At 57.6% G+C, this 24,434-nt stretch carries 20 protein-coding genes and 1 pseudogene; 2 read left to right on the top strand and 19 right to left on the bottom strand.

Going from position 1 to position 24,434, the window contains the following annotated elements:
- Positions 1–12: 12 nt before the first annotated feature.
- The 19 genes and pseudogenes from BWR59_RS23225 to BWR59_RS23135 all read right to left on the bottom strand — a co-directional run bounded on the left by BWR59_RS23225 (position 13) and on the right by BWR59_RS23135 (position 21,556).
- Positions 13–3,936: a type VI secretion protein IcmF/TssM N-terminal domain-containing protein gene (locus BWR59_RS23225; protein ID WP_081567988.1), complete on the bottom strand. Its 3,924-nt coding sequence runs from the start codon at positions 3,934–3,936 to the stop codon at positions 13–15.
- 30 nt (positions 3,937–3,966) lie between these two features.
- Entirely contained in the window at positions 3,967–4,680 is a 714-nt protein-coding gene (gene icmH, locus BWR59_RS23220; protein ID WP_081567987.1) for a type IVB secretion system protein IcmH/DotU, read from the bottom strand.
- Positions 4,677–6,020: a type VI secretion system baseplate subunit TssK gene (gene tssK / locus BWR59_RS23215; RefSeq protein ID WP_081567986.1), complete on the bottom strand. Its 1,344-nt coding sequence runs from the start codon at positions 6,018–6,020 to the stop codon at positions 4,677–4,679. The genes icmH and tssK overlap by 4 nt, the downstream gene beginning before the upstream one ends.
- The gene (gene tssJ / locus BWR59_RS23210; protein WP_143490918.1) at positions 6,013–6,771 is read right to left on the bottom strand and encodes a type VI secretion system lipoprotein TssJ; all 759 of its coding nucleotides are present in this window, start codon (positions 6,769–6,771) and stop codon (positions 6,013–6,015) included. The genes tssK and tssJ overlap by 8 nt, the downstream gene beginning before the upstream one ends.
- 23 nt (positions 6,772–6,794) lie before the next feature.
- Complete coding sequence (tssH, locus tag BWR59_RS23205; protein WP_081567985.1) at positions 6,795–9,392, bottom strand: type VI secretion system ATPase TssH; 2,598 nt, start codon at positions 9,390–9,392, stop codon at positions 6,795–6,797.
- Positions 9,389–10,459 (bottom strand): type VI secretion system baseplate subunit TssG, encoded by a 1,071-nt coding sequence (gene tssG / locus BWR59_RS23200; RefSeq protein WP_081567984.1) that lies wholly within the window; start codon positions 10,457–10,459, stop codon positions 9,389–9,391. The genes tssH and tssG overlap by 4 nt, the downstream gene beginning before the upstream one ends.
- Positions 10,423–12,255 (bottom strand): type VI secretion system baseplate subunit TssF, encoded by a 1,833-nt coding sequence (gene tssF, locus BWR59_RS23195; RefSeq protein ID WP_081567983.1) that lies wholly within the window; start codon positions 12,253–12,255, stop codon positions 10,423–10,425. Before tssF ends, tssG begins: the two co-directional genes overlap by 37 nt.
- Complete coding sequence (tssE, locus tag BWR59_RS23190; RefSeq protein WP_081567982.1) at positions 12,255–12,737, bottom strand: type VI secretion system baseplate subunit TssE; 483 nt, start codon at positions 12,735–12,737, stop codon at positions 12,255–12,257. Before tssE ends, tssF begins: the two co-directional genes overlap by 1 nt.
- A gap of 25 nt (positions 12,738–12,762) precedes the next feature.
- Complete coding sequence (tssC, locus tag BWR59_RS23185) at positions 12,763–14,265, bottom strand: type VI secretion system contractile sheath large subunit (RefSeq protein WP_081567981.1); 1,503 nt, start codon at positions 14,263–14,265, stop codon at positions 12,763–12,765.
- 14 nt (positions 14,266–14,279) lie between these two features.
- Complete coding sequence (gene tssB / locus BWR59_RS23180) at positions 14,280–14,813, bottom strand: type VI secretion system contractile sheath small subunit (protein ID WP_081567980.1); 534 nt, start codon at positions 14,811–14,813, stop codon at positions 14,280–14,282.
- Positions 14,814–14,881: 68 nt separating this feature from the next.
- Positions 14,882–15,631, bottom strand: a complete 750-nt coding sequence (locus BWR59_RS23175) for a hypothetical protein (protein WP_081567979.1) — start codon at positions 15,629–15,631, stop codon at positions 14,882–14,884.
- A gap of 1,243 nt (positions 15,632–16,874) precedes the next feature.
- On the bottom strand, positions 16,875–17,159 hold the full coding sequence (locus BWR59_RS23170) for a hypothetical protein (protein ID WP_081567978.1): 285 nt from the start codon (positions 17,157–17,159) through the stop codon (positions 16,875–16,877).
- Positions 17,156–17,691 (bottom strand): annotated as a pseudogene (locus tag BWR59_RS23165) (HD domain-containing protein). The gene BWR59_RS23170 and the pseudogene BWR59_RS23165 overlap by 4 nt, the downstream one beginning before the upstream one ends.
- A gap of 52 nt (positions 17,692–17,743) precedes the next feature.
- Positions 17,744–18,052 carry a hypothetical protein gene (locus BWR59_RS23160; RefSeq protein ID WP_081567976.1) on the bottom strand — a complete coding sequence of 103 codons (309 nt, stop codon included), beginning with the start codon at positions 18,050–18,052 and terminating at the stop codon, positions 17,744–17,746.
- A 58-nt stretch (positions 18,053–18,110) separates the two neighbouring features.
- Positions 18,111–18,431: an immunity protein Tsi6 family protein gene (locus BWR59_RS23155; protein WP_081567975.1), complete on the bottom strand. Its 321-nt coding sequence runs from the start codon at positions 18,429–18,431 to the stop codon at positions 18,111–18,113.
- 37 nt (positions 18,432–18,468) lie between these two features.
- Positions 18,469–18,732, bottom strand: coding sequence for a hypothetical protein (locus BWR59_RS23150; RefSeq protein WP_081567974.1), 264 nt, complete (start codon positions 18,730–18,732; stop codon positions 18,469–18,471).
- A 143-nt stretch (positions 18,733–18,875) separates the two neighbouring features.
- On the bottom strand, positions 18,876–19,406 hold the full coding sequence (locus tag BWR59_RS23145; RefSeq protein ID WP_081567973.1) for a hypothetical protein: 531 nt from the start codon (positions 19,404–19,406) through the stop codon (positions 18,876–18,878).
- A gap of 354 nt (positions 19,407–19,760) precedes the next feature.
- Positions 19,761–20,081, bottom strand: a complete 321-nt coding sequence (locus BWR59_RS23140) for a hypothetical protein (protein ID WP_081567972.1) — start codon at positions 20,079–20,081, stop codon at positions 19,761–19,763.
- An 8-nt stretch (positions 20,082–20,089) separates the two neighbouring features.
- Positions 20,090–21,556 carry a DUF6861 domain-containing protein gene (locus tag BWR59_RS23135; RefSeq protein ID WP_081567971.1) on the bottom strand — a complete coding sequence of 489 codons (1,467 nt, stop codon included), beginning with the start codon at positions 21,554–21,556 and terminating at the stop codon, positions 20,090–20,092.
- Between the two features lie 729 nt (positions 21,557–22,285).
- On the opposite strand from BWR59_RS23135, the gene BWR59_RS23130 reads away from it, so the two are divergent.
- Both BWR59_RS23130 and BWR59_RS23125 read left to right on the top strand, forming a co-directional pair.
- Complete coding sequence (locus BWR59_RS23130; RefSeq protein WP_081567970.1) at positions 22,286–24,121, top strand: type VI secretion system Vgr family protein; 1,836 nt, start codon at positions 22,286–22,288, stop codon at positions 24,119–24,121.
- A 23-nt stretch (positions 24,122–24,144) separates the two neighbouring features.
- Positions 24,145–24,434 (top strand): DcrB-related protein (locus tag BWR59_RS23125; protein WP_143490917.1); only part of this gene is annotated, 290 nt, incomplete at its 3' end.

Genomic DNA, 24,434 nt, shown 5'->3' with positions numbered 1-24,434 from the left:
TGAGTGCGTTGATCACTTGGTGCGCCCGTCCGCAACGCTGACGGGCGTGTTCAGCGCGCTCAGCGATTTGACGTTGGCCAGATCAGTCAGCTTGACCCCGCCATAGTTGCGCACGGTCAGGCTCACCTGGCCGCTGGCGTTGTTCCAGCTGAAGCGCTGCTGAATGCCGTCCAGATCGTCGACGCGTGCGCTGTCGTTCATCCGCAGCAGGCCCCATCGTCCCGGGTAATCGAAGACCGTAACGCGTTCGCCGGTCAGGGTCACCACGTCCAGTCGGGCACCGGGCGCGGTAGTGGTGCCTGGCCAGGAGAAGCGGTTCCAGCTGGTCTTGCCGTTGCGGTAGTGCTGTACCTGGCCGTCGAGGGTGAAGATGATGTCTGTGAAATACGCCGATGGCTCCAGCATGATTTCAAAGCCGTTGTCCTTGTCGGAAAGGCTGGCGATGACCTGGCCCAGGGAGCTGGCCTTGTCGATGCTGTTGACCATGTTCGGGTTGACCAGCGGGGCAGACTTCGCGCCGCTGCTCATGCCCAGGCCTTCACCGCCGGACAAATTGCCGATTTCGTTGCGCTTGAAGTTGGGCAGCAGGCCCGACTCTGGATCGACGAAACGCTGCAGATCCTTCACAGACGCTTCGTTGCGACTGCCGGCGGCAATCGGGTAACGGTGCGCCATGACCTGTTCCCACGGTTTGGCGATCTGCTGTGCCCAGGCCTTGGCGATCTGCTCGCCCGCCGGGTCGCGCAGGGTTTCCCAGGCGAACTGGATCGGCAGGCTGAACAGGCCCTGCAATGAAGTGGACAGCCCGCCCTGGCTGGTGTCGACCGTGGTTTCAACGTAGTTGCGCACGTTGGTCACTTCACTTGGCTGGCCTTCCAGGGTTTCGCTGATCAGCTGTTTGCTGCTTTTGCCGACATCCTGCGAGCGTTGGATGTTGTTCATCCGCACTTTCAGTTTGCGCAGCGCGGCCAGGTAACGGTCCATGATCGTGCTGTCCGCGCCCTCGGCATTCTGTGCAGCGAAGACCCGTGAAACAGGCTCGAAGCGTTTCGCCAGACTGCCGTCGTCGACCGATGGCAGCGGCGATGTCAGTACCTGGGAAGCGGCCTCGGGGGTGTCGCGAAACACTGAAGTCAGGTTCCAGAAACCGTCCTTGGGTTCGCCGCCAGGCTTCGCGGTTTCACGAGGCGCGGGGACATCCCACAGGGTGTTTTCGTTGACCGCCGACAGCAGGATTTTCACCGGCGAATTCTGCACATCGCTCAATAACGACAGTTGCTGAGTGGCGTTGGCCATGTCAGTGAAATGACGGACGCCGACGCCGTTGAGCAGGGTGTACCAGGCTTGTGCATAGTCACGCTTGTAGCGCGCCATGAATTCGCGCATGAAGTTGGCCTTCTGCACGATGCTGTCGCCGCCTTCGCCATCGAGCACCCAATCGGATTCGTTGCGCAGGTTGCCCGACACCAGCTTGATCAGCTCGGGTTTGACGAAGCCGTCCCAGCCTTGCCGAGTGAAGATGGCCGGTACCGCTTCGCTGCCATAGAGCAACTGGCGGCCAGGCAGCGGGACCAGATCGTTCAGGCCGACTGCCGGAAACTGGCGGCTGGATTCGAGTTGCAGTCGCAGGTATTCACGATCCACCAGAGAGCTGGAAATCATGAACGACTTGAGGCTTTTGCGCGTGCTTTCGACCAATTGCTCATTTCGTGGCAGGGCAGGGGCCTGGGTGTTTTTGAGCAGTTGTACGTACATCGGTGCGTTGTCTGCGATCACTTGATCGCTGACTGGACTGTCCGCCGTCGCGGTGTTGGCCCAGGCGACCGGTAGGGCTGCGCTGACGAAATCCGGGTCCGGATGAGCATCCGGTTGCGTCAGCATCAGGTACAGCTTGAGCGAGTTATAGGATTCGATGATCGAAGCGACCTGCTGCTCGTCGAGTTTGCCCAGCATCTCTTCGGACAGCGACAGCCCACCGGTGGTCGTCGACAGTTCGGCGGCGTCGTTGGCCGTGGCCGGATTGCGCAGCTCGGCCAGCGCAGCGTCCCGCGTCTTGGTGACGTTCCCTCTGGCCGCGCCTTTAAGACGACTGCCGGCGTCACCGACGCTGCGAGGGATGCTGCTCAGGCTCGGTTTGCCCGCGTTGGCTGCGAGGTTTTGCACGCTGCGATCGACCAGCTTCTGACCCTTGGCGGTTTTGCCGACTGGCTTGCCAGCGCTCGCTGCGAAGTCATTTTGCGGGTCCATCGACTTGGCGAAATCGTTGAAGGTGCGCATCTGCATTTGCAGTTTCAGCGCGATCGGCTCCAGCGCCTGGGTACGCAGTTGCTGCAGATAGGCTGACTGGGCGGCGGCAAAGATTTCATCACCGCGATAGAGACCAGCGCTCAGTTGCAACGGCACACCTTTGGCACGATGTTTGTCGATCAGTGCCAGTTCATCGCGCAGCAGTTCCAGGCCCTCACCGGCCGCCATGCGCTGGGCGCGGTCCGGAGCGTTGTTCAGCTCGCTGATCTTTTGTTGGAGGGCGGCGATCCATTCACGGTTGTTCTGAAACGCCAATGCCTGCCAGCCAATGAATACCAGGCCCGCCAATACCGCGAGGGCGATGACGGCCGGGCTCAACGACGTGTTGCGGCCGGTGCGCGACTGATAGAGGGTCAGATCGCGGTCAGGGAAGATGACCCGACGGAACGTGTCAGTGATGAAGTAGCTGCGATCACCGGTCTTGCGGCCACCGGCCTCTGCGACGAGCGAACTGTCATTCGCCGGATGCAGGGCAAAGGATTCGGCCAGATCGTCCTCGTACACCTGGCTCAACTGCTGATCGGTCTGCAGCGCACTGGTGAAGTACAGGCCGCGCAACAGCAGTGGGCTGCCGTGGCTGGCGGGCTGGGTGAAGTGCTCGAGGAACTGTTCGAGCACCCCCGACAGTTCGGCGAAGTAATTCGGGAAATTGAGCAGCGCGCTGTTGGCGTCGGCGCCCAGGTTGATCATCTGTGCATCGACGTGGCGCTGAATGCCGTTGTGCAGATTCGCCAGTTTGCTGTCGAGCACCGCACGCAGACCATGGGTGCGGATTTCGGACAGTCCGAAGGTCATGCCCAGCGGTTGCTGGCGCTCGTTCAGATCAAGGCCGTCGAACGCCTGATTGAACCCCGGCAACTGATCGGTCTTGCTCAACATCAGGTAAATCGGAGGATTGGCGTCCAGGCTGCGGGCGTATTCTTCGATGCGCGAAACCAGCTGGCTGGCCATCTGCGCACGCTCGTGCGCTGTCGCAGCCAGCAGTTCCGGCAGACTCACAACCAGGACCAGACCATTGACCGCCGCTTTCTTGCGCTGTTTTTTTAGCAACTGGAGGAACGCAGTGAATTCGTTGGCTGACTGGTCATCGCGCAGATAACGGCCAGCGGTGTCGATCATTACGGCATCGGGGCTGAAGTACCAGTCGCAGTGCTGAGTGCCGCTGTCGTTTTCGTTAGCACTGCTGGCAATGCTGGCGGACAGGCCCGAGCGGGTAAGCAGGGAGGTCTTGCCTGCCGCCGACATACCGATGACCAAATACCACGGCAGATCATAAAGGGCCGAAGAGCCGCCGCCACCGGCCGAACGGTCGGCACGCAGCATGGCAATCGCATGCTTGAGCCGGTCGCGCAGGACCTGCTGGTCACGAAACTCGCCGTTTGAATTGAGCGAGCGGTCGACGCCGATGTGCACCAGGTTCTCGAGGTTATGCTCGATGCGGATCCGCCGGTATTGGCGCAGCACGAGGATCAGCAGATAGAACGAACTGATGATCGCCATCCACTGAAGCATGTGGTCCTGCGACCAGTCCAGGCGTCGCGCGGTGAACCAGCAGACGGCGAGACTCGCCAGCCACAGGATCGGAAAAAGAAACCAGAAACTCTTTAAAGCACGCAGTAGTGTTTTCATGTCTTCCTGACTCGGTTACCTGGCGAGCGCTCAGGCACTGAACAGTTGGCTGATTTGTTCGCAGAGTACGGCGACGTCCTTGCCCAGCAGCCAGTCCAGCGTCACGTAGACGGCCAAACAGACCAGAGCGATGAGCGCCAGATAGAGCCAGACCGGCACTTCATGCCTGAGCATCTGCGAGACCTGGTCAGGCAATGCCCAGTCGGGGGACAGCGTCTTGGGGGTCTTGCGATAACGAGCGATGTCCTGGCCCAGGGTGTTGGCCAGGTACCTCAGCTGGTCTTTCTCGCCGATGCCGAACTTGCCTTCGAATCCCAGCGCCAGGCACAGGTGATACACCTCGAGTACATCCAGGTTGAGCTTGACGTCACTGCGCAAGGCATCGATTTTTTCAAAGAAGCCCTGGCCTGCCAGGTGCACGCCGAAATAGCGGAACTGCAGCGGTGACAGCTCGAAGTGGCGGCGCAATTCGTTGTCGCCGGAGCGCAGAACGCTCTCATCCAGAAACGCACACAGCGCGTATTGGGTGTCCTTGACTTGGTCGACGCTGTAGTTGGCACTGCGCGCATCGCGCTCAAGGCTGGCAAAAAAGCTGTCGACACTGGCTTCGAACGCACTGACAGATGTCACCTGACGACCACGGCGCACGATCAGCGCCATGCTGATGAAGTCCTGCACCAGATCCTTGAGAGTGGGTTTTGCGTGGTTGGCGGCCATGGCGCCTTGCATCACAGCTTCGCTCATTTGAGTACCGCCATCAGTTCAAGCTTGAGGTTGGTGAACGCGCTGGGGGCGTAGAACGAAATCGCCTGCGCGCTCATCATGCGTTCGTAGACCCGGCCATGCGGCTCGATGGAGAAGTAGTGGTTGTCCAGACGCACCGGAATCGCGTTGGGCAGGCGCGTGGAATGATTGAGCGTCACGCCCGGCATGGCGCTGTTGACCACCACTTCGATGTCTTCGGGTGAGCCGACCTTGAACGCCCGCGGCACCAGTTCCAGCAGGCTTGAGCCGGGCATGTCGGCGTGAACCGAGATATAGAAGTCCGCTTGCGCCAGGCGTGGGTCGTGCAGTTGCCCCTGCCAGTACGAGGGCTTGGTCTGCGTCAGGTTGATGACGATGCACTGGTTCGGGATCACGTTATCCAGCAGCACACGAATCATTTCGTCGAGCTTGACCAGAGAAGCCGCAGGGTCGTGATGATCGTATTCCGGAATATCGTTGAGCTCGGTGTCCAGCGAGAACGTCAGCAGCCCGCCTGCAAGCTCCGCTAGAAACAGATATAGGCGCTCCGGATGCAGGCGAGGGTGCGCGAGCAGATGCGCCAGATTGGGATAGGCGCGGTTCACCGTGTTCAGCAGCCAGAACAGGGTGACGTCACTGGAACCGAATTCGGCAATCTGATCCGCACGCTCACGACGGCGCCCCGACAGCGCCTTGCTCTTGGACTGCAACGCACCGAGCAGGCGTTTGCCCAGACCGATCAGGGTTTCGTGCGTACCCACGTGCAAGGTCGGATGCACGAAATGGGTGTCGAGATTGAAGCCGCCAACGTTGTTGCGAGAAAGACGGGCGACAGGGCAATAGCTGTAACCATCGAGATTATCGCCGTCGATCAGCATCACCACGTTCAGGCGCAGGCTGGTGATCTCGTTTTCCAGATCGCCTTCATTGAGGTCGGGGAGGGTGTCGAACTGCTTGCGAAAACGCCGGGCACTTTTCTGTTCCTGACCGTCCTCAACGTAATTCAGACCGAACGGCTCAGGCAGTTTCAACGCCGCGTAGACCTTGAAGTCGTTGCCTTTGAGGAGCTCTCGCAGATCACGGGCAGCAGGCAGCGGATCGTGCTGCGGCGCATCGAACAGGCTGCCGTCGGGGAACACCAGTTTCAGTCGTTTGAGCTGCAGCGAACCCTCGGCCAGCGCTTGCTCGTCGATCTGCAGCGCTTGCACGCCCCAGTGAAAGGGGGTGCTGCGCAATGTCGACTCAGCCAGTTGATGCTGGTGAAACTCATCCTGATATTGGAAATGCTGTGGCAAAAGGAACATCCCTTCAGACCACATCACGCGGCTCTGCTTACTCATGAACGCCTTCCAAGAGTGAATCGAATTTTGACTGCATGCCCTTCTGCGCAGAATCCACGGCGCTGTCTTCGGCTTTCTGCACCAGGGCGTCCTGCATTTTCTGTGTGAGGGTCGGGTGCGCAGGGTCCTGAGGCATGGTGTTGCTCTTGGCCAGTTGGGCTTCAGTGGGCGGCTTGTTAAGCACGTCAGCACCCCGCACGGCGAGGACCTGGTTGTTATCTACCAGCACGCGCAGGCCATCCGATGAAAACCAGATGCCGTCTTTACGCAACGAGTTGGCATCGAAGGCGACTTTCCAGTGGCTTTTCTCTTCGGTGCGGAAGAAGGCTGCGACGCCGACATAGCCCGCGGACTTGTTGAGCGGCCACTGGTCGATCTGCCCCATGCCTGGCAGCAGGGTGATCTCCTGACTGTCGATCAACGTATTGCCAAGCGCTGCTTGCGGGTCTGCCCACAGTGAGTCGGCGTCGACCGAAGCAAAGCGCTCCAGGGCGGTCAGTTGATAAACCCGCACCACCACAGAAAGCGGCGTGCCCGACGGGTCCGGGTTCAGCTGGTTGCCGCCATCGGAGGTCAGGATCACCTTCTCCTTGTCGCCGAACAGCATGTCCCCGGCCCAGGTATCGTCGACACGCTTGCTGGCGCGGTCGGTGATGCCGCACGCCGCCAGCGTCATCATCATGGCCAGGATACTCAGGCCTCTTGCCCAGCCAGCGCTGGCATACAGACGTTCCATGTTTCGCATATTCATGACTGCTTCCTAAGAATGCTCGATCAAGTCAGGCGGTAGGCGAAATCGCCGTCGCTGCCCAACTCGATGTCCAGACGTTGAATCGGTTTGTCCTGCGCCATGCGTTCCAGAACATGCTGCGCAAGTCCGGGCATGAGCGTCCTGGACAGAATGTTGTCGATGTTGCGAGCGCCGCTGTCGACTTCGGTGCAGCGCGCGGCGATGGCTTTGATCAGAGCCTCGTCGTATCCCAGAACGGCTTGGTGGTTGCGTTCGAAACGTTGGCGGATACGCGCAAGTTTCAGCCCCACGATGCGTTCCAGGATGGCGTCTTTGACCGGGTAGTAAGGGACGATTGAAAGGCGTCCGAGAAACGCCGGTTTGAACACCTGATTGAGCTCGCCGCGCAGACCTTCGACGATGTCGTCGGGGGTTGGCTGCTCGGCGGCGTTCAGGCACCACTGCATGATGCGATCGGTGCCGGTGTTGGACGTGAGGATGATCACCGTGTTGCGGAAATTGATCTCACGGCCTTCACCGTCGTCCAGCACGCCCTTGTCGAAGACCTGGAAGAACAGCTCGAGGACATCCGGGTGTGCCTTTTCCACTTCATCGAGCAGCACCACACTGTAGGGCTTGCGCCGTACCGCCTCGGTCAGCACACCGCCTTCGCCATAGCCCACGTAACCCGGTGGCGAACCCTTGAGGCTGGAAACGGTGTGCGCTTCCTGGTACTCGGACATATTGATCGTGATGACATTGCGTTCACCGCCGTACAGCGTGTCGGCCAGCGCCAGCGCGGTTTCGGTCTTGCCGACGCCGCTGGGGCCCAGCAGCAGGAACACGCCGATGGGTTTGTTCGGGTCTTCCATGCGCGCCCGGGAGATTTTGATGCGCTTGCCGATCTCGGCCAGCGCGTGATCCTGGCCCAGCACGCGCTCGCCCAGCAGGGCAGGCAGGCGCTGCACGGTGTCGATTTCGTCGCGCAGCATCTTGCCAAGCGGGATGCCGGTCCAGCCGGAAATCACTTCGCCGATGGTGCCGCCGTCGACCAAGGCGTGGAGCAGCGGCTGCTCGCCCTGAACCTGCGACAGCTCTGCTCGCACGGCGGCGATTTCATGGGCATCGGGTGCGTCACCGGAACTCAGGGCCGCCAGTTTTTCAACCAGTTCCAGTTCACGCTTCCATTGCTGCTCCAGGGTTTCGCGAGTCAGCTGCGCGGCCTGCAACTCATCGTTCAGCGCGCTGAGGCGACGCGAGTGATCACTGCCTTTTGCCGCTTCGTGCTGCAACACGGTGATTTCCGATTGCAGGTTGTCGATCAGTCGCTTGCAGTCCTCCAGCGGACCTGGCTGCGCCGATTGCGCCAGCGCCACCCGGGCACAGGCGGTGTCGAGTACGCTGACGGCCTTGTCTGGCAACTGGCGTCCGGTGATGTAGCGACTGGACAGACGAACGGCTTGGACCAGCGCCTCATCCATCACGGTGACCTTGTGGTGCTCCTGCATTTTGGCGAGCAGGCCGCGCAGCATATGAATGGCTTTGTCTTCGTCCGGCTCCTCGACCTTGACCACCTGAAAGCGGCGGGCGAGGGCGGCATCTTTCTCGAAGTACTTCTTGTATTCAGCCCAAGTGGTCGCAGCGATGGTGCGCAATTCGCCCCGTGCCAATGCAGGCTTGAGCAGATTGGCTGCATCGTTCTGTCCGGCCTGGCCGCCCGAGCCGATCAGCGTATGAGCTTCGTCGATGAACAGAATGATCGGGTGCAGGCTGCGCTTGGTTTCCTCGATCACCGATTTCAGACGGTTCTCGAACTCGCCTTTGACGCCAGCGCCTGCCTGCAACAGGCCCAGATCCAGTGTGTGAATCGCCACGTCCTTGAGCACCGACGGCACGTCACCCTGAATGATGCGCAGCGCCAGGCCTTCCACAACGGCGGTTTTGCCCACGCCCGCTTCGCCGGTGAGGATCGGATTGTTCTGGCGGCGACGGGTGAGAATGTCGACCATCTGGCGCACTTCGAATTCGCGACCCAGCACTGGGTCGATGCGACCTTCACGGGCGCTTTGCGTCAGGTTGATGGTGTACTGGTCCAGCGCCGGGGTCTTGCCGTTGCTTTGCAAGGGGCGGCTGCCGGTTGCGCTCTGGTTCTCCAGAGGCCTGGCCAGACGCGATTCCGCGCTGTCTTCCACCAGTGCGCCGAGGTTGACTCGCAGGTCGTCGGCGTTGATTTTTTCAAGCTCCGGGGCCGAGGCGATCACCACCCGACGCAGCTCGGCGTCATCCAGCAATGCCTGGAGCAGGTAACCGGTGCGAATCTGGCTCTGCCCGAACTCGATGGACGCGAGCACCCACGCCTGCTCGATCATCCGGGTGATGTACGGTGACAGTGCCGGAGTGCGGGTGTTGCCTTTTTTGAAGGTGCCCAGTGCGGTGACCAACTGCGCCTGCAAACGCTCCGGGACCACTTCGTAATGACGAAGAATCGCCGGCAAGTCGTTGTCATTGCCTTCCAGCAGTTGCAAGAGCAGATGTTCGACTTCGACGTCGTAATGATGCTCCGACAAACACAGAGCGGCAGCGGCTTCTGTGGCTGTGCGGCTGGTTTCGTTCAGCTTGGCGAACAGCGACTTCAGGTTCACAGGGAGACCCCATCAAAAGGAATATGGAAAAGGGCGCAGCGAGAAGGCTCGACTTCGACGCCAGGACGTTTGAGCCAGCCCAGCCAGCCCAGCGAGACGTTACCCTGACGACCCAGACGGGCCATCGGTACCGCTTCGCGTTTGAGGGTGGGCGCGATCTGGAAATCCAGATGGGCGCCGAGATAGAAACGAACCAGCTCCACTAGTTTCTGGTAGTCCTCGGTGCCGGGCTGAAAGCGGCGATAGTCACTCAGCGCCAGCGGGCCGATCTCGATGCGCACGCACGATTGGTAATCCCACACCCGGTTGCCCGCCACGGCGCTCTGGCCGAGCACGGCGTTCTTGCGGCCCAGTTGCGTGCATTGGCTGGCGTCCAGTTTCAGCCAGCGTCCGGCGAACGGCCTGACCTTGAACGGCAGCGAAAAATAGAAGCTCAGCATGACCTGCAGGTTCAGCGTGTTGCGTGGCTTCTGAGTGAACAGGCCGGAGAAATAGCTGAACAGTTCGCGACGCAGGGGAGAGCCGTCCTTGCCGAATTTCTGCTTCGTCGCCTGCGGGCCGAACCCCACCAGATTCAACAGATAACGATCGAAGTTCGAGCTGCCGTTGCGCTCGTACTCGATGTAGAACTTGTACTTTTGCCACGCCTCGTAGAACAGCGTGGTCATGCGATGGGAAAACAGATCGAGAAACGCATGGGCGGCGTCGTCGCGATACTGGATGTGGCGCTCCATCAGCAGCTCGGTGTACGGACGCGGCAACACACCGGAGGGGCCGACCAGCCCCATGAAGGTGACTTGCACTTCCGACAGCGGCAGACCAGCGGCGGACACCTTGCCCTCGCGCTCGAACTTCAGGTCGCTGACTTCACTGGCCGGGAAGTTCAGTGACAGTTGCGAGCGGAAGCGCAACGGGTCCTCATGGGGCCGCGTTTGCAGGTCCATACGCCCGTTTCTGCTGTAGTGCAGGCGAAGCAAACGCACCAATTGAAAGAACTCGAATCGGTGCGGCTCAGCCCGTGCCTGGTCAATCAGACCAGGGGTTGATCGCCGGTTCGCGGAGGCCATTGGACCACTCTCTTTTCGCGCTGCAAGGTGCGAAGGGTTAATTGGGTAAAACTGTTGAGGGTGCAGTACTGGCCGAAGAAATGGTCCAGGACCATGCCGAACAGAAACACGCCGCTGCCGGTGTACTGGCTTTCATCGAACGTGAGGGTGATGCCGACACCGCGTACGAAATTGGGACGTGGGTGGCCGATGCGAGCGACCACCGGTTCGCTGCTCACTGCAACGATGCCGTTGATCTGTTTACGGATCGCCGAGGTGTTGCGGTAGTTGTACAGCGACAGCAGTTCGAGCAGCACTTCGCGCCCGTTGGCCACCAGCGACATATGGTTCAGCGACAGGTGCGAGATCAAGCGCCAGATCACGCCATCGCCCAACGGTACCCGTACCGAGGAGGTGGGTTTGCGCAGGCAGCGGATGTCTTTGATCACCGAGTTGGCCGGGATATTGAAATCCCCGCGTTCGCCACCGAATGGCAGCATCAGGGGCAGGTCACGGTTGCTGCAGGTCAGACGAATGCTCAGGGTGTCGTTGCTGGAGTCGATCAGTTCCAGATCCCTGTCGACCACACGGATGAACATGTTGGTGCCATCGTGTTGCTGGGTTTGCACCGGGCGCCGGCGGCCTATCCAGAAACTGTTGCCAGAGCCCTGATCGGCACGGGGCTCGAAGAAAGGATGACAGGTGGAAACCTGATCCACGCCGCCGAGTTTCTTGACCCTTTGCACGCGGTCGATGGACACGACTTCGGCCGAACTCTGCAGGCGTACATCGGGAGTGACCGCGTACTCATGTTGAGCGTGGGTCAGCTTGATCGGCTCAGCGTGCTGGCGGAACAGATTGATGATGGGCGAGCAGTTGAGCTTGAAGTTGCTGCGGCCGATATTTTGCGTCAGGCGCGCCAGACGATCGTTCAGGTCGTAGTCGGAAAAATAGAAATTGATCTCTACCTTATCGAGCTCCTTCCCGGCCAGAATGCGGCCGAAGCCTGACAGGTCAAAGAACATGAACTTGTCCGGGAAGGTGAAGTATTCGTGGAGCAGGCGATAGCCCAGAAACGAGCGTTCCGAATAGTCCACAAGCCCTTCATCCAGACCGTAACCCACTGATTTCAGCGCGTTGGCGGGCAGAGCGACTTCGCGCGAGCGCCCCTGATCTTCGAACGTCAGCGTGGCCTTCGCCAGGTTGTTGAACAGCAATTCGTACAGCTGAAGCATCAACGTGCTTTCGCCGTCGAGGAAAAATCGCAGGCTGTTCAGTTCCATCTGGCCGAACAGCGCATCGGCCGTGGTCCCAAGCGTGATGCGCAATCGCGCAACGAGGTCGGCGCTGTGGCCATTGAACGCAGAACGTTCCAGCTCGACGAACGATGCCTGTTGCACGGCTATCGGCCAGAGCTCGACCGGGTAGCACGTACGGAATTTGCACACGACGCCATCCACCGGATTGGCGTGCATTTCAGTGTGGCGGGCGACGCGATAGGCCTCTGTGACCTTCTCGTTACTGCCCATGCTGAACTCCACGATAGACATCGACGGGGTCGGGCGCAGGTAGTGCGGGTACAGCACTTCAAGAAACGCCTCGACGATCTCCGGAAACTCATCGTCGAGTTTCTTGTGGACACGGGCGGCCAGAAACGAAAACGCCTCGATCAAACGCTCGGTATGCGGGTCTTCACAGTTATCGCCCTCGATGAGCAACCGTGACGCAATTTTCGGATACTGGCTCGCGAACTCCTGGCCCAAAAAGCGCAGGTGCGACAGTTCCTTTTCGTAATAGGGGAGCAGGTCGTCGAGCATCAGTTGAGGTTCTGTACTTTGTATTCCTGGGTGTTGACCTGCAGCACCGCATCGAAGGAAACCTGACGCGAAATATCTTGCAGGCGCAGTACGGCGTCCACGCGGAAAGTCAGCATGCGTTGGCCGGTTTGTTGTGCCAGTAGTTGTACCTTGACGCTGCGAAAGCGCCGGTCGCCGACAGAGATCGCTTTCTCCAGTTGCCGTTGAATCAGCAAGCGGTCCTGCGGGTCGAGCACGCTCTTGCTGGTGAAGTCAGGCATGCCGTAATCGAGGATCGTGCCGTTCAACTGGGCGAAGCCTTCGATCTCGTCAGCGACCAGAGACTGGCGAGTGTTCACCAGGATCTCCAGATCGCGAACGATGCTGGCCTTGTAGTCGGCCAGCGAGCACAAGCGTTGCGATGACGCTTCGACGGACTGGTGTGGACGATCATCCAGCAACCGGTCCAGCAGTGATGGCAACAGCTTGTGTTGGCTACTCATGTTGCCTCCCTGGCAAACGTATCGATCAACCGCGTGTGGACTGCGGCAACTCGGCAACCAGACGCAGGGATGCAGTCAGCTCATCCAGTTGGTAGTGCGGGCGCAGGTACGTCACGGCCTTGTAGACACCCGGCTTGCCCGGCACCTCGAAGACTTCGGCGCGCGCTTCACGCAGCGGGAACTTGGCCTTGGCTTCCTGGCTGGCGGTGTCGTCGAGCAATACGTAGCTGGACAGCCATTTGTTCAGGAACATTTCGACGTCTTTACGTGACGCGAAGCTGCCGACCTTGTCGCGCATGATCGCCTTCATGTAGTGAGCGATGCGCGAGGTGGCGAAGATGTACTGCAACTGCGCCGAGAGCCGTGCGTTGGCATTGGCGATGTCGGTGTTGTACTGCTTCTGCTTCTGGGTCGACTGGGTGCCGAAGAACGCGGCGTAGTCAGTGCCTTTGCAATGCACCAGAGGAATGAAGCCCAGGTCCGAGAGTTCTTTTTCGCGGCGGTCGGTGATGGCGATTTCCGTCGGGCATTTGAGCGCGATTTCACCGTCATCGGTCTTGAAGGTGTGAGTCGGCAAGCCTTCTACCAGGCCACCACCCTCGACACCGCGAATCGCCACGCACCAGCCATAGCGAGAGAACGCGTCGGTGACCCGAGTGCCCAGCGCGTAAGCGGCGTTCATCCACAGGTATTTGTTGTGGTCGCGGCCATCGACGCTTTCGACGAAGTTGAATTCCTCGACGGGCGTGGTATCCGGACCATAGGGCAGGCGACCCAGCACGTGGGGCAGGGTGAGACCGACGTAACGTGAGTCTTCGGAGTTGCGGAACGATTTCCACTTGGCGTATTCGACCGTATCGAAAATCTTCGCCAGGTCACGCGGGCCGGACATGTCGGTGAACGAGTCCCAGCCAAACAGCTCAGGCGATGCCGCAGAAATGAACGGCGCGTGCGCGGCAGCGGCAACGTGGGAAATCTCTTCGAGCAGGTACATGTCTTCCGGGTTGCGATTGAACTCGTAGTCGCCCAGCAGCATGCCGAAAGGGGCGCCACCGAAGGTGCCGTATTCTTCTTCGTAGATCTTCTTGAACAGGGCGCTCTGGTCGAATTCGGAGGACGCCTTTAGGTCGCGCACCAGGTCTTTTTTCGAGGCGTTGAGCAGGTGAATCTTCAGCGTGGTGCTGGTTTCGGTCTGGTCGACCTGGTACTTCAGGCCACGCCAGGAGGCTTCGAGCTGCTGGAATTCGCGAGCGTGCATGATCTCGTTCATCTGCTCGGAGAGCATCGAATCGATCTCTGCGATCCGCGCATCCAGCACCGCGATCAAGTCCTTGCTCGGCGTCATTTCGCCTTCCAGCACCTGGCCAACCAGTTCGCCGATCAGGTCACGGGTGCGGGTGCGCTCAGTTTCGGAGCGGGCGACACGGCTTTCGGAAATGATGCTGTCGAGCAGCGAAGACTGCGGGGCGAAGTTCTCCACTTCCACCAGATCGCTGTCCTGCTGAGCCACGGTTTGTTTATCGTTCATCGTCGTGCTCCTGCTTACTCTTTGGCGTCGGTGGCTGGAACGGCGGCTTCGCGACCGAATTCCTTGCCCAGCGTTTTCAGCTTTTCAGTGTTCTGCAACACATCCATCAGCAGCTCTTCGAGCTTGTCGTTGCCGCCCATCTTGTTGCGCAGATCCGCCAGTTTGTTGCGAACCTCCAGCAGCTTGCGCAGCGGTTCGACCTGCTTGACCACGTTCTGCGGCTCGAAGTCTTCGAGCGTGTTGAAGTTGAGCTCGACACCCAGTTGCGTGCCGTTCTTGGCCAGCGTGTTGTCGACGCGGTAGCTCAGGCGCGGCTTGATGCCCTTGAGCACGCCGTTGAAGTTGTCGCGGTCGATGAAGATGAACTTGCGGTCCTTGAGCTTTGGCAAAGGCTCCAGCGGGTTGCCGGAGAAATCGCCCAGCACGCCGACGACAAAGGGCAGCTCTTTCTTTTCCTGAGCGTCGCCAATGTCCACGTCGTAGGTGATGTGAACTCGAGGGGCGCGAACGCGGTCGAGTTTGTGCTGGGTACTTTCCTTCTTCGCCATCGTGATCTCCTGTGCGAGTAACTCGCTGCAAGTCATTTGCGTGCCGGCCCGACGATGAGCCGGCCGCGTTACAGTCCTTCGATCGTCATCAGCAGGCGCTGACGAATCTCATCTTTCATTTCCATGATGCTGTCGTGGCCCACCAACTCTTCGAAGCTGGCGTTGCCGGCAATCTGGGTGCTGCTGCGAATGACCGAGTCATCTGGCAGCGTCGAGCGCACCGGGGAGCTGATCACGCAGAAGGGCAGGTCGCCGAAGTCCTTCAGCCGCTCGAAACTCACGGGAAAGCGCAACCCGTCGAACAGCCGGCCCAAGCCCGGTGATTTGCTCACGCAATAAAACAGGACCAGGTAATGCACGACGAAGCGATACAGCTGCGCACTGCTGCGATTGGGGTCCTTGATAACCTTGCGAAACTGCGCCAGATCGAACGAGTTGAAACCGACCACCCAGCGCGTCGGGCTGGTGATGCGAATCGACTGGCCGCTGTGTTCCAGTACCTTGTCGTATTCCAGTGGGAACAACTCGGGTGTGGTGCTGATCAGGTTCAGCGGTACTTCCAGTTCACTGACCAACTGGAACGGAGAGGCCGCGCCAATTCTGTCGTATAACGCCTTGAGTTCTTTGAAGTGATGCTGAGTTTCCCTGCCACTGCTGCGCTGTGCGCCCTGCAGATATTCCCCAAACAGATTCTGCGGGCGTATCAGCAAAGACAGCGTCGCAAGATAATCCGAAGCCTGGGCCTTGAGCACATCGGAAATGGCCCGAGTCTGGCTTCGCAACTTGATCAGAGCTTCTACATCAAACGTCTGGGTCATCGATACATCGTCCTTGAACCCTTCACGACAACATCCCGCACAACCGCAGGGGAATGGGAAGGGCTACGCATTTCTCAACCGGCACACCTGTTCCAAGGTTTGATCCCGGACAAACAGCATCACGAAATCGCCCCGCACGATAGGTGAAAGTGGGGTGCTAGCACATCAATATTGACTAGCCAGCAGCGTCAGCTCAGGCAACATTTTCTGTAGGAAAGTTCCTACAGACGACAAGTTTTTCTCGTTTTTGATACACATCGCAATGATGTCTGAGTGCTATTAGTTAAGTTTCTGATACACATTGGTATCCGTGCAGCCCTTGTAAATCAAAGGCTGCAGCGATTTTTTGGATCCCATTCAAAGTGGGAAAGAAAAGATGAAAAAGGTGAACCGGTTCACCTCCAGCGTTACACCTTCGTGTGCAACTTGCGTCAAAACGGGCTCATTGGTGACCCGTCGATGATGGCAACAGAGCGTGATGGACTGTGCGGTCCGTCACATAATTGTTTGCAGGGCTGATGTCGAAGAGGCGGATCCAAGGTATAACGCCGCCATCGTGCCACCTGATTTTGCGTGCTGAGATGAAAAGCGCCACAGGGCTTGTCACCACCTGAGCATGCATCGAGATGACTCGGTACCAGCGAACGCGTCATTAGGGAGTCTTGCCAATGCAATGGTTGCGTCGCGTCAAAGCCTGTTTGAGTCGTCACGAACCTGTGAACGCGCCGGAGTCGGCGGTGCGTCCGGCGCAGGTGCGAGAGGGTCGGACGTTGAGCCGTGTGCAGCAGAACCTGAGCTGGTTGCCAGTCAACATAGAGCCCGAGCCGCTCTCAGCGCCTTTGCCCGGCTGCCCGCCGCTGATGGACCAAGACAGCGAGTTGCGCAATCGGTATCTGGCCTACGTGACGCACGCTCAAGAGATCGGCCCTCAACGAATGACCGAAGCCGACCGCGAAAGAGGGCGTCTGTTGGCGCGAGATTGTCACTCCCGAGCGATTGACCTAGTGCATCGAGATTTACTGGTACATGCAGTGTGCGGCCATCACGGCGTTGTTTGCGGAAGGGGAAACTTCGCCGGCTTTCATCGAATACCGAAAGGACGTGGATCACTACTGGGATTGGCCGCAGGTCAGCGAGCAGGTTCAGGCCTTCGATCTGTACGTGGATTCGTTTGCCGTCAGACGTCAATAAGACAATGTTTTGCGCCAGAGAACGGTCACGTGCTGACGGTAATGCGCAGACCTCAAGTACTGCGTGCATCCTTGCAATCGTCGTAGAGCGCCGACAGTAACTGATAAAGTTCGTCGTTTTCGGTTGTCAGCAGGTGCCCTTCGCGGTAAAGGACGACATCGCTGATAGACCCCATCCCCCCGAACAGCCGCATGATGTGGTATCGCGCCTCTGGTATGTCCTGAGGTAGCTGTTCCCGGACGCGATCCACCGTGGCAGCCCACGCGTGTTCATTGCCGTCGCGGAGCAATTGCGCGATGCGCGCCATGTTCACGGTCGTTTCGCTGATGTTCTTCATATCAGCGTTTCGTATCGCGCCATCGACTCGGACAAACGCTTCGCGAGGAACGCGTTTGCGTGTCCCAACGCGCGCAGGATCTGCACCGACTCAACCAGATAGCTCACTCTCTTGGCATGCGCCCATGTTGCGGGTACTGATTGAAGATTGGTGATCCGATCACAGAGCTTGATCACTGCCGCCTCTTTCGAATGCGCAGCGATGGCCCGGAAATAACGGTCTTCGCAAAACGGCACGATCAGGTTTTTGCTCAAGCTCGCAACCACCGAGGCGACCTGTTCGCCAAAGCGTTCGGCTATCGCCGCCTGTGAAATGGACGTGTCCTCGATCACGTCGTGCATCAACGCGGCAGGCAACGCAATTTCTAGCGCACCGACTGACTCTTCGCGATCAGCAAAAAGCAACTCGTTCGCCACCATTGCCACATGGGTGGAGTAGGGCAGTTGAGTGCCGGTCATCGTCTGCCCGAGATGAGCCTGAGAGGCGAAAGCAAGGCTTTGTTGTAGAGGTGTTGCAGGCCCGTGTTTAGCATTGAAGCTCCTGAGGGGATTCGTTGGCGTTGATGGTGACCCCGTCGCTCGCCGTCAGGGCCGCGAAGCCCCTGACTCGCGAAACATCCTCAATGCCGGACTCTCACCACCCGTCAATTCGATCGCAAACCGTGCATATGCCTCTTCGAGTTCGCCGTATTGCTGGAGGCTTCTTTCAGTGAAGAGATATCGACCAGGCACGTCTCGAGTTTCAAGTGGCTGGGAGATCTGCTCTGCCTTGGCCAGCGTCAACAGTGGCTTGAGAGCTGACCAAAGCCTGATGGCTTCCGGGTCCAGCGGGGCGTGCAACTGGAGCTGCTCTTCCAGTGCGATGGCTTTGGCTTTGAGTAGCGTGAGGTTCATGGTCGTATCCAGCTGTCAGGATTGAACATCCCGTCTGAAAGATTGACTCACAGGCGGTTTACCTTCTCGAAAGGCTCTCTGGAGGCTGGCCATCCGGAAGCTGGATTTTCAGCCCGTGTGCGATTTGGTCACGGATGTGGTCGGCTACAGCAAGTGCATCTGAATGCTCCGGATCATCTCGATAGAAATCTTCTGCCGGCCAGACAAAGATCTTGAGCCTGTGCAGTTGAGCTTTGTCTGTCTCGACGCCCAGCACCACATTTCTCAGGAATTCGAGGTTGTACAGCAGCCTGGAATACACGGCGTCTCTTGAGCCCGTGTCCAGTCTCGAACGCGTCATGCTAATGGCTTCGTCGATGTAATCAATGGCTTTTTTCAAGTCAAAGGTTCCTTGGCGTCAGTTGCGTATTCACACGCTAGATGGCAGTGCCTCTGTTCCTGCCCGGTTTTTGCATTAGCAGCTCGTCAAGCTCATGTCGGCGGCAGCGGTTTACGAATTTTACAGCGGCATCCACATCGTTCTGGAAACGTTCGAACATTTGTTGGTCTATTGCATAGTATTCTTCGTAATCAGTAAACCCGTTGCTTACCGGGAAAGAGACATAAAATCTGCCGGAAGTTTCCTCGATGCCGAGAGAAAAGAATTCTGTGCGGTTTACGTAAGTGTCATTGAATTTCATGCTCGACCTTCACGTTTTTGCCACACTGTTGGGCCACGGTATGAATGGTGCTAATGCGTAGCAATGTATTTGCTACCGACACGCTAGCGCTTATTTAGCCGTGCCATCGATCAACATGTGTAGGCTTGTCGTAACAAGCCAGCTCAGCCGTTCTTCGGCACAAAATCCGGTCCTCCAAGTTTATCCCTTACATGGAGGGCGGTGCGCATTAAGGGCTCCCATAGGCCAAGACGGCTATTCCAGAGGGCACCAGCCCATCGTAAGTCTCTCATGAGGTGCTCTTTCTGTTCTTCCAGGCTTGACTTGAGGTCATTGGCAACAGCACTCAGGTCTATTATTGGCAGCGATGCATAGGGCCCATCTGGCTGCATTTGCTTTTTCTGGAGCAAATAGCGATAGCACCACACCCAGTCGACCGCCATGTAAAGCGCTCGGTTTCGGTCTGGATAATTTGCGATCAGCTTTAACAAGGCTTGAACGAACATCTGTGGGAGCGGGGTATTGCGAGCTTTGAATTGCGGCATGAAGAGCACGTCAAACGCGACGATAACATTCTGAGGGTCATCATGATCGTCCTTGGTTTCGAGAAAATAGAAGGGCTCACCAGCCAGAAATCTGTCGAGCTCATCATTCTGCAGTGCAAGTTCAAGCACGTCGCCTGGTTCTTTGATCATAGAATCCTCTAGAGCGCTTCAGTGGCTTGCTCGGCCTCAATGATGATCAAGCCCGATAACAAGGAGTACGGTCACTGCCTACAATGACCCTAACCATACCGAGCTTGCGATAGCTGCCCAGGTCCGGAATCTCATCTCGTAAATCATGTCCAGACCGACCATTAATTCTTCTTCGAGTTGATTGAGCTGATTTGCTGTGGTAATCCCAAAAATGCCTGCGTCTGCTGAGTCGGTGCGCGTCAATTGTATGAAATGGCCGCTTCCAAGTTAACTCTGGCAGATTTCTCTGCGGCTCATTGGATTGGCATCCGGCACGATTATAGATCCGATCCCAACGGCCGAACCTACCGGAGCTTATTTTTGGCTCCTAGCTTCTTTTATCATGTCTTCCATCATTTTATATGATTCTGAACCGCGGACTCCAATAAGTTCAATATAGAAGGTGCTGTAAGCTTCCGAAAGGTCCTGATATTTTCTGAGGTTTGACTCATCCATGATTTTACTGCCTGGTATGTCTCTAGGCTCAACTGGAGTGGTGATTTCGCCTCGCTCAGCTGCAGCTATTAATTGCTCCAGGTGATCATGCAAGTCCAGTACTGCTGGCTCTTTTTCCTTATAGATTTCCAGAGTTTTTCGCAGTTCTATTGCGGAGTTTTTTAATGCCAGAATGTCCATGATGATTCCTAGTTATCGATTTCGCCAATAAGCTTCGCTGCAGACCACTCTCGTCTGTTCGGGGCCAGATATTGGGTCGCCCCTCCGGTTCTCGTAATATTACCTCCAAATTCCACCGTTGGCGCTACTTTGCTGGCAAAAACTTCAGTGGGTTGAAGAGGATTAATCTCAAATATAGAATACCTCGCGTTTTCGCTAATGACTGGTAAGCCAAGTGAGTCCGCTAGGGTTTTTCCGGATTTAGCAGCCGCTTGCAATTCTTCCATCGTAGTGAAGAATGGTGAGAAGTCAGAAATACCTTCTTCACCTATAGGTACGATTTTCACAAGAGGAGTTGATATGGGGGTGGTCACCGGTATAGTACTGCCTGATGCCACTTGGCTATAAGCTCTCTCAATTAGAACCTCAGGCGCTGCGTCAGGAGCTGCTGCTATGATTTTAGCGAAATATTTTTTCCCTTCCGCGCTTGCGAAATAGTCTTGAACCTCCTGGGCGCTCAAGCCCTTCGGCTCAAATGTCTTGACCTTTTGTCGCTTATTTTCCACGGAGGTGAATCCAGAATCCTGCTTGGCGTAAAACTCGCGCATCTCAGTTTCCCGCGCTAGCTTCTCAACTGAAATGACGCCTTTGATCTGTAGCTCTGGATGCTCCAGTAGCAATTTTTCATTTTTCGTCAGCCATACTACCAACGGCTGGTTGGACATGCCTGATCGGAGTTTTGCGCTGCGCGTGGCGATGGTTTCCATGCTGTTCATCACGCCGGCCTTCAATTGCCCGCGTGAAAGGTAGGTAACGATAGCCATCAGCAGCAGAACGACCAGTTCCTGCTGACCTTGAGCAAGCCGGCGGGCAGCAAGTTCGGTTCGTTCTTGAATCTGCGCGGACGAGCCCCCAGTCGGATCTAACCCCTCCGGTTTAAGACCATCACCGGCATGCCATGCAGTGCTCAGGCCGTCGGTTAGGATGGATACGCAAGGACCTACGCCGAGACAGAAATACTCTGCGATTGATGCCAGGCCTAATGCCGTGAGTATCAGGTTGCCGACCTGCAGGCCGATACCGCTGCCGATCACTGCGCCCGGTGCTGCACCTGCGCCGAACGCCATGGCCCCGGCCGCGCCTCCCACTGTGCCTCCAACGGCAACACTGCTGCCCAGAATCATCACCACTTCCCGAACTAGCTTGAGCAGGACGGGCAAAATCTCGTCGATGTTGATCGACGCCCATTTCCGAGAAAGGTCGGACTGCATGATGGGATAGGAAAGTGCCATCGCCTGCCGAACATAGTCGATCCGGTGGCCACCCATCGCGCCATAGGCTTGGCTTGCGCCATTGCTGACCCGGCGGGTGAAACCGTCCCAGCCGTCATGAGCGCTTTGCAAGCCGTGGCTGACGCTCTGGTTCAGCTCGCTGAATTTATGATCCAGGTTTCGTTCGATGTCGTCCCAGCTGGGGACGTGGGCTAAAAGGTCCATTTACACATCACTGTCCTTGAGTGAAAGCCGCTTGCCAGATATCGATCATTAGGTTGTCGTGTCCGATATCACTGAGCCACTAGTGGCAGGTAAGACCATCACCCACGCATTAAATTTCAGAATGGGCTGCATTTTTCTCATCTACGTTACACTCGGCAATGATGTCATATGAATATCAACTAATGCGGAGATGCCGATAACTGACTGCCATGCTTGATTTTAATCGTCTTCAAACCCTCTGATCTTTTTCCACATATTGCTTGAAGCGTGAACCACAGCACTGCGTATCACTTCGCAAAAAACGGTTTTTGGGTTGACACAACGCAGCCCGCAGGTGTCTCCTTCCTCGCTTTCAGGCATCTGTAACATTTTTGAGACTGTGACCAGATTCTCATTTTTGATGTGCTAGTGGCACTTTCGCATTGCCTCGCGGTCGCATTGTCCAGCTGTGGTAAAGCCCGCGTTCGCCGAACGATTCGCGTGGCTTTCTGGCAGTGCTGAATGAACGCGTAATGCAAGAATACTGACCGACGCAATAGTAAACGTACCGGTAGCTAAGGTCTTAAGCAGCGCTCGGAGCAGTGCTACGGGTGTCAGTGTGTTCGCCTGTAGATGCGCACTTGATTAATCAGCGATGGTGCAACGGGATATCTGTTCCCCCGGTTGCCCGTAACCTGTTGTTGCCGAGCATGGCGGTAGCGTTGTTCCCCATGCCTCAAGGAGATACACATGTCGATGGACCTTGCCGCGTTGCTCTCGCCCCAGAACCGGCGTTTGTTCAAGTTCAAGAACTTGGCGAATCCCGAACAGCAATTGCTGATCGAATCCTTCAAGGGTCGCGAAGGGTTGTCGCAGGCGTACAGCTTTGAACTGCTGCTGGTCTGCGAGGATTCCGGGGTCGAGCTCAAGTCCATGATGGGCCAGTTGGTCACCATCGAAATCGAACTCGCGACAGGGTCGCCGCGCTACCTGGCCGGTTACCTGACCCGCTTCGCCAGCATTGGCAGCGACGGCGGCATGGCGCGCTACACCGCGACCTTGAACCCTTGGTTTTCGATGCTGAAAAACCGTTTTGATACGCGGATTTTTCAAGGCAACACGGTCGAGGAAGTCGTCACCCAGGTCTTCGCCCTGTGCCCGGCGTTTTCCCGGCATGAGTTCCGCCTGACCAAACCTCAAAAGCGCTACACCTACATCACCCAGTATCGTGAAACCGACTTCAACTTCGTCCAGCGCCTGCTGGAAGAAGAAGGGATGTTTTACTACTTCGAGCACACCGCCGAAGGCCACACCATGATCATCTGCGATGACTCCAGCACGCTGGTGCCATTGCCTGAACAACCGCAGATCCGTTTTCACACCGCCTCGGTCACCGAGACTGCCGACTCCATCACCCAGTGGAGCGGCAATCGTCAGCTGCAGTCCGGCAAGATCGCCGTCCAGACCTTCGACTACCGCCAGCCGAACAACCGCCTCCCGGTGACGATGAACAGCCTGAACAAACAGGGCGATGTCGAAAACTTCGAGATCTACGATTTTCCCGGCCAGTACACCCACGGCACCTACGACGAGGGCGAGGCGCTGGTCCGTTTGAGGGTCGAAGCGCTGGAGCTCAAGGGCAAAAGCTTTAGCGGCGCGAGCAACTGCCGTGCGATGAAACCCGGCTACACCTTCGAGCTGCTGCAGCATTACGACCACGACCAAGGCTCTGCCGAAGACCGGCAGTTTTTGCTGATGGGCGTCGAAAGCGAAGGCCACAACAACTACCTCAACGGCCATCAGGCGAGCTACTACAACACCTTCACCTGCGTGCGCAAAAAGATCCCGTTCCGTCCGCAATTGTCCACGCCGCGCCCTACGATTCCCGGCCCGCAGACCGCTATCATCGTTGGCCCTCCCGGCGAAGAAATCTTCACCGACGAACTGGGCCGCGTGAAAATTCAGTTCCATTGGGACCGCAAAGGCCAGCACAACGACCACAGCTCCTGCTGGGTCCGCGTCGCCCAGTCGGGTGCCAGCGGTGGATTCGGCAGCATCCAGATTCCGCGAGTTGGCGATGAAGTGGTGGTCGTGTTCCTCGACGGCAACCCCGACCGCCCTCTGGTCATGGGCAGCCTGTACAACAGCCAGAACACACCGCCCTGGTCGCTGCCCGCGAACAAGACGCAGAGCGGGTTTCTGACGCGGTCGATGAAGGGGAAGGGTGCCAACGCCAACTTCTTCCGTTTTGAAGACAAAGCGGGCGCCGAGCAGGTCAGCCTTCACGCTGAGCGAAACCTGGACACCGAGATCGAGGTTGATGAGAGCCACAAGGTCGGTGGCAATCGCGAGATCCATGTGGACGGCAAGCACTCCGAAACCATCAAGCTTGAAACCAGCATCGCGGTGACGGATGGCTCGTATTTCGTGACTGTCGACAAGGGGGAAGTGAAGATCAAGGCCGCGACGTCCATCACGCTGGAAGTGGGAGCCAGCAAGCTGATCATGAAGTCGGATGGAACGATCACCTTGTCCGGCAACGTGGTCGATGTCGAAGGCAAAACGATCATCAACCTGAACAAATAAGCTGACGGACAAGGAACGCCCCAATGCGGACAAGCATTTACGATCGTATTTCAGAGCAACGGCTTCGCGAAGAGCAGCGCCAGGAAGAGGAGCGCCTCGCACAGGAAGCGCTTGACGCACCACCTCCGCCGCGGGAACGTTTTCTGACCAACGAGCTGAGTTTCGTGCGGCCTTTGGGTTTCAAGGACAAGACCTTCCATGTGTTCACATTGACGGATATCGGGCCAAGCCCTTTGTCTGTCGTTGTTGGCCGGTCGGTTGTGGAGGGTGATGCCGATCTTGAAACCGTCGCGCAGCAGCTACTCAAAGAACT

Origin of the sequence: Pseudomonas sp. Bc-h, assembly GCF_002080045.1 — a bacterium.
Classification (GTDB): domain Bacteria; phylum Pseudomonadota; class Gammaproteobacteria; order Pseudomonadales; family Pseudomonadaceae; genus Aquipseudomonas.
Note: the sequence above shows the minus strand (reverse complement) of the source record. Positions and strands in the feature narration are given on the sequence as shown.

Bases quoted from the DNA above. Each gene is read 5' to 3' on its own strand.
- BWR59_RS23225 (WP_081567988.1), bottom strand. From the start codon at position 3,936: ATGAAAACACTACTGCGTGCTTTAAAGAGTTTCTGGTTTCTTTTTCCG.
- icmH (WP_081567987.1), bottom strand. From the start codon at position 4,680: ATGAGCGAAGCTGTGATGCAAGGCGCCATGGCCGCCAACCACGCAAAA.
- tssK (WP_081567986.1), bottom strand. From the start codon at position 6,020: ATGAGTAAGCAGAGCCGCGTGATGTGGTCTGAAGGGATGTTCCTTTTG.
- tssJ (WP_143490918.1), bottom strand. From the start codon at position 6,771: ATGAATATGCGAAACATGGAACGTCTGTATGCCAGCGCTGGCTGGGCA.
- tssG (WP_081567984.1), bottom strand. From the start codon at position 10,459: ATGGCCTCCGCGAACCGGCGATCAACCCCTGGTCTGATTGACCAGGCA.
- tssF (WP_081567983.1), bottom strand. From the start codon at position 12,255: ATGCTCGACGACCTGCTCCCCTATTACGAAAAGGAACTGTCGCACCTG.
- tssE (WP_081567982.1), bottom strand. From the start codon at position 12,737: ATGAGTAGCCAACACAAGCTGTTGCCATCACTGCTGGACCGGTTGCTG.
- tssC (WP_081567981.1), bottom strand. From the start codon at position 14,265: ATGAACGATAAACAAACCGTGGCTCAGCAGGACAGCGATCTGGTGGAA.
- tssB (WP_081567980.1), bottom strand. From the start codon at position 14,813: ATGGCGAAGAAGGAAAGTACCCAGCACAAACTCGACCGCGTTCGCGCC.
- BWR59_RS23175 (WP_081567979.1), bottom strand. From the start codon at position 15,631: ATGACCCAGACGTTTGATGTAGAAGCTCTGATCAAGTTGCGAAGCCAG.
- BWR59_RS23170 (WP_081567978.1), bottom strand. From the start codon at position 17,159: ATGAAGAACATCAGCGAAACGACCGTGAACATGGCGCGCATCGCGCAA.
- BWR59_RS23160 (WP_081567976.1), bottom strand. From the start codon at position 18,052: ATGAACCTCACGCTACTCAAAGCCAAAGCCATCGCACTGGAAGAGCAG.
- BWR59_RS23150 (WP_081567974.1), bottom strand. From the start codon at position 18,732: ATGAAATTCAATGACACTTACGTAAACCGCACAGAATTCTTTTCTCTC.
- BWR59_RS23145 (WP_081567973.1), bottom strand. From the start codon at position 19,406: ATGATCAAAGAACCAGGCGACGTGCTTGAACTTGCACTGCAGAATGAT.
- BWR59_RS23140 (WP_081567972.1), bottom strand. From the start codon at position 20,081: ATGGACATTCTGGCATTAAAAAACTCCGCAATAGAACTGCGAAAAACT.
- BWR59_RS23135 (WP_081567971.1), bottom strand. From the start codon at position 21,556: ATGGACCTTTTAGCCCACGTCCCCAGCTGGGACGACATCGAACGAAAC.
- BWR59_RS23130 (WP_081567970.1), top strand. From the start codon at position 22,286: ATGTCGATGGACCTTGCCGCGTTGCTCTCGCCCCAGAACCGGCGTTTG.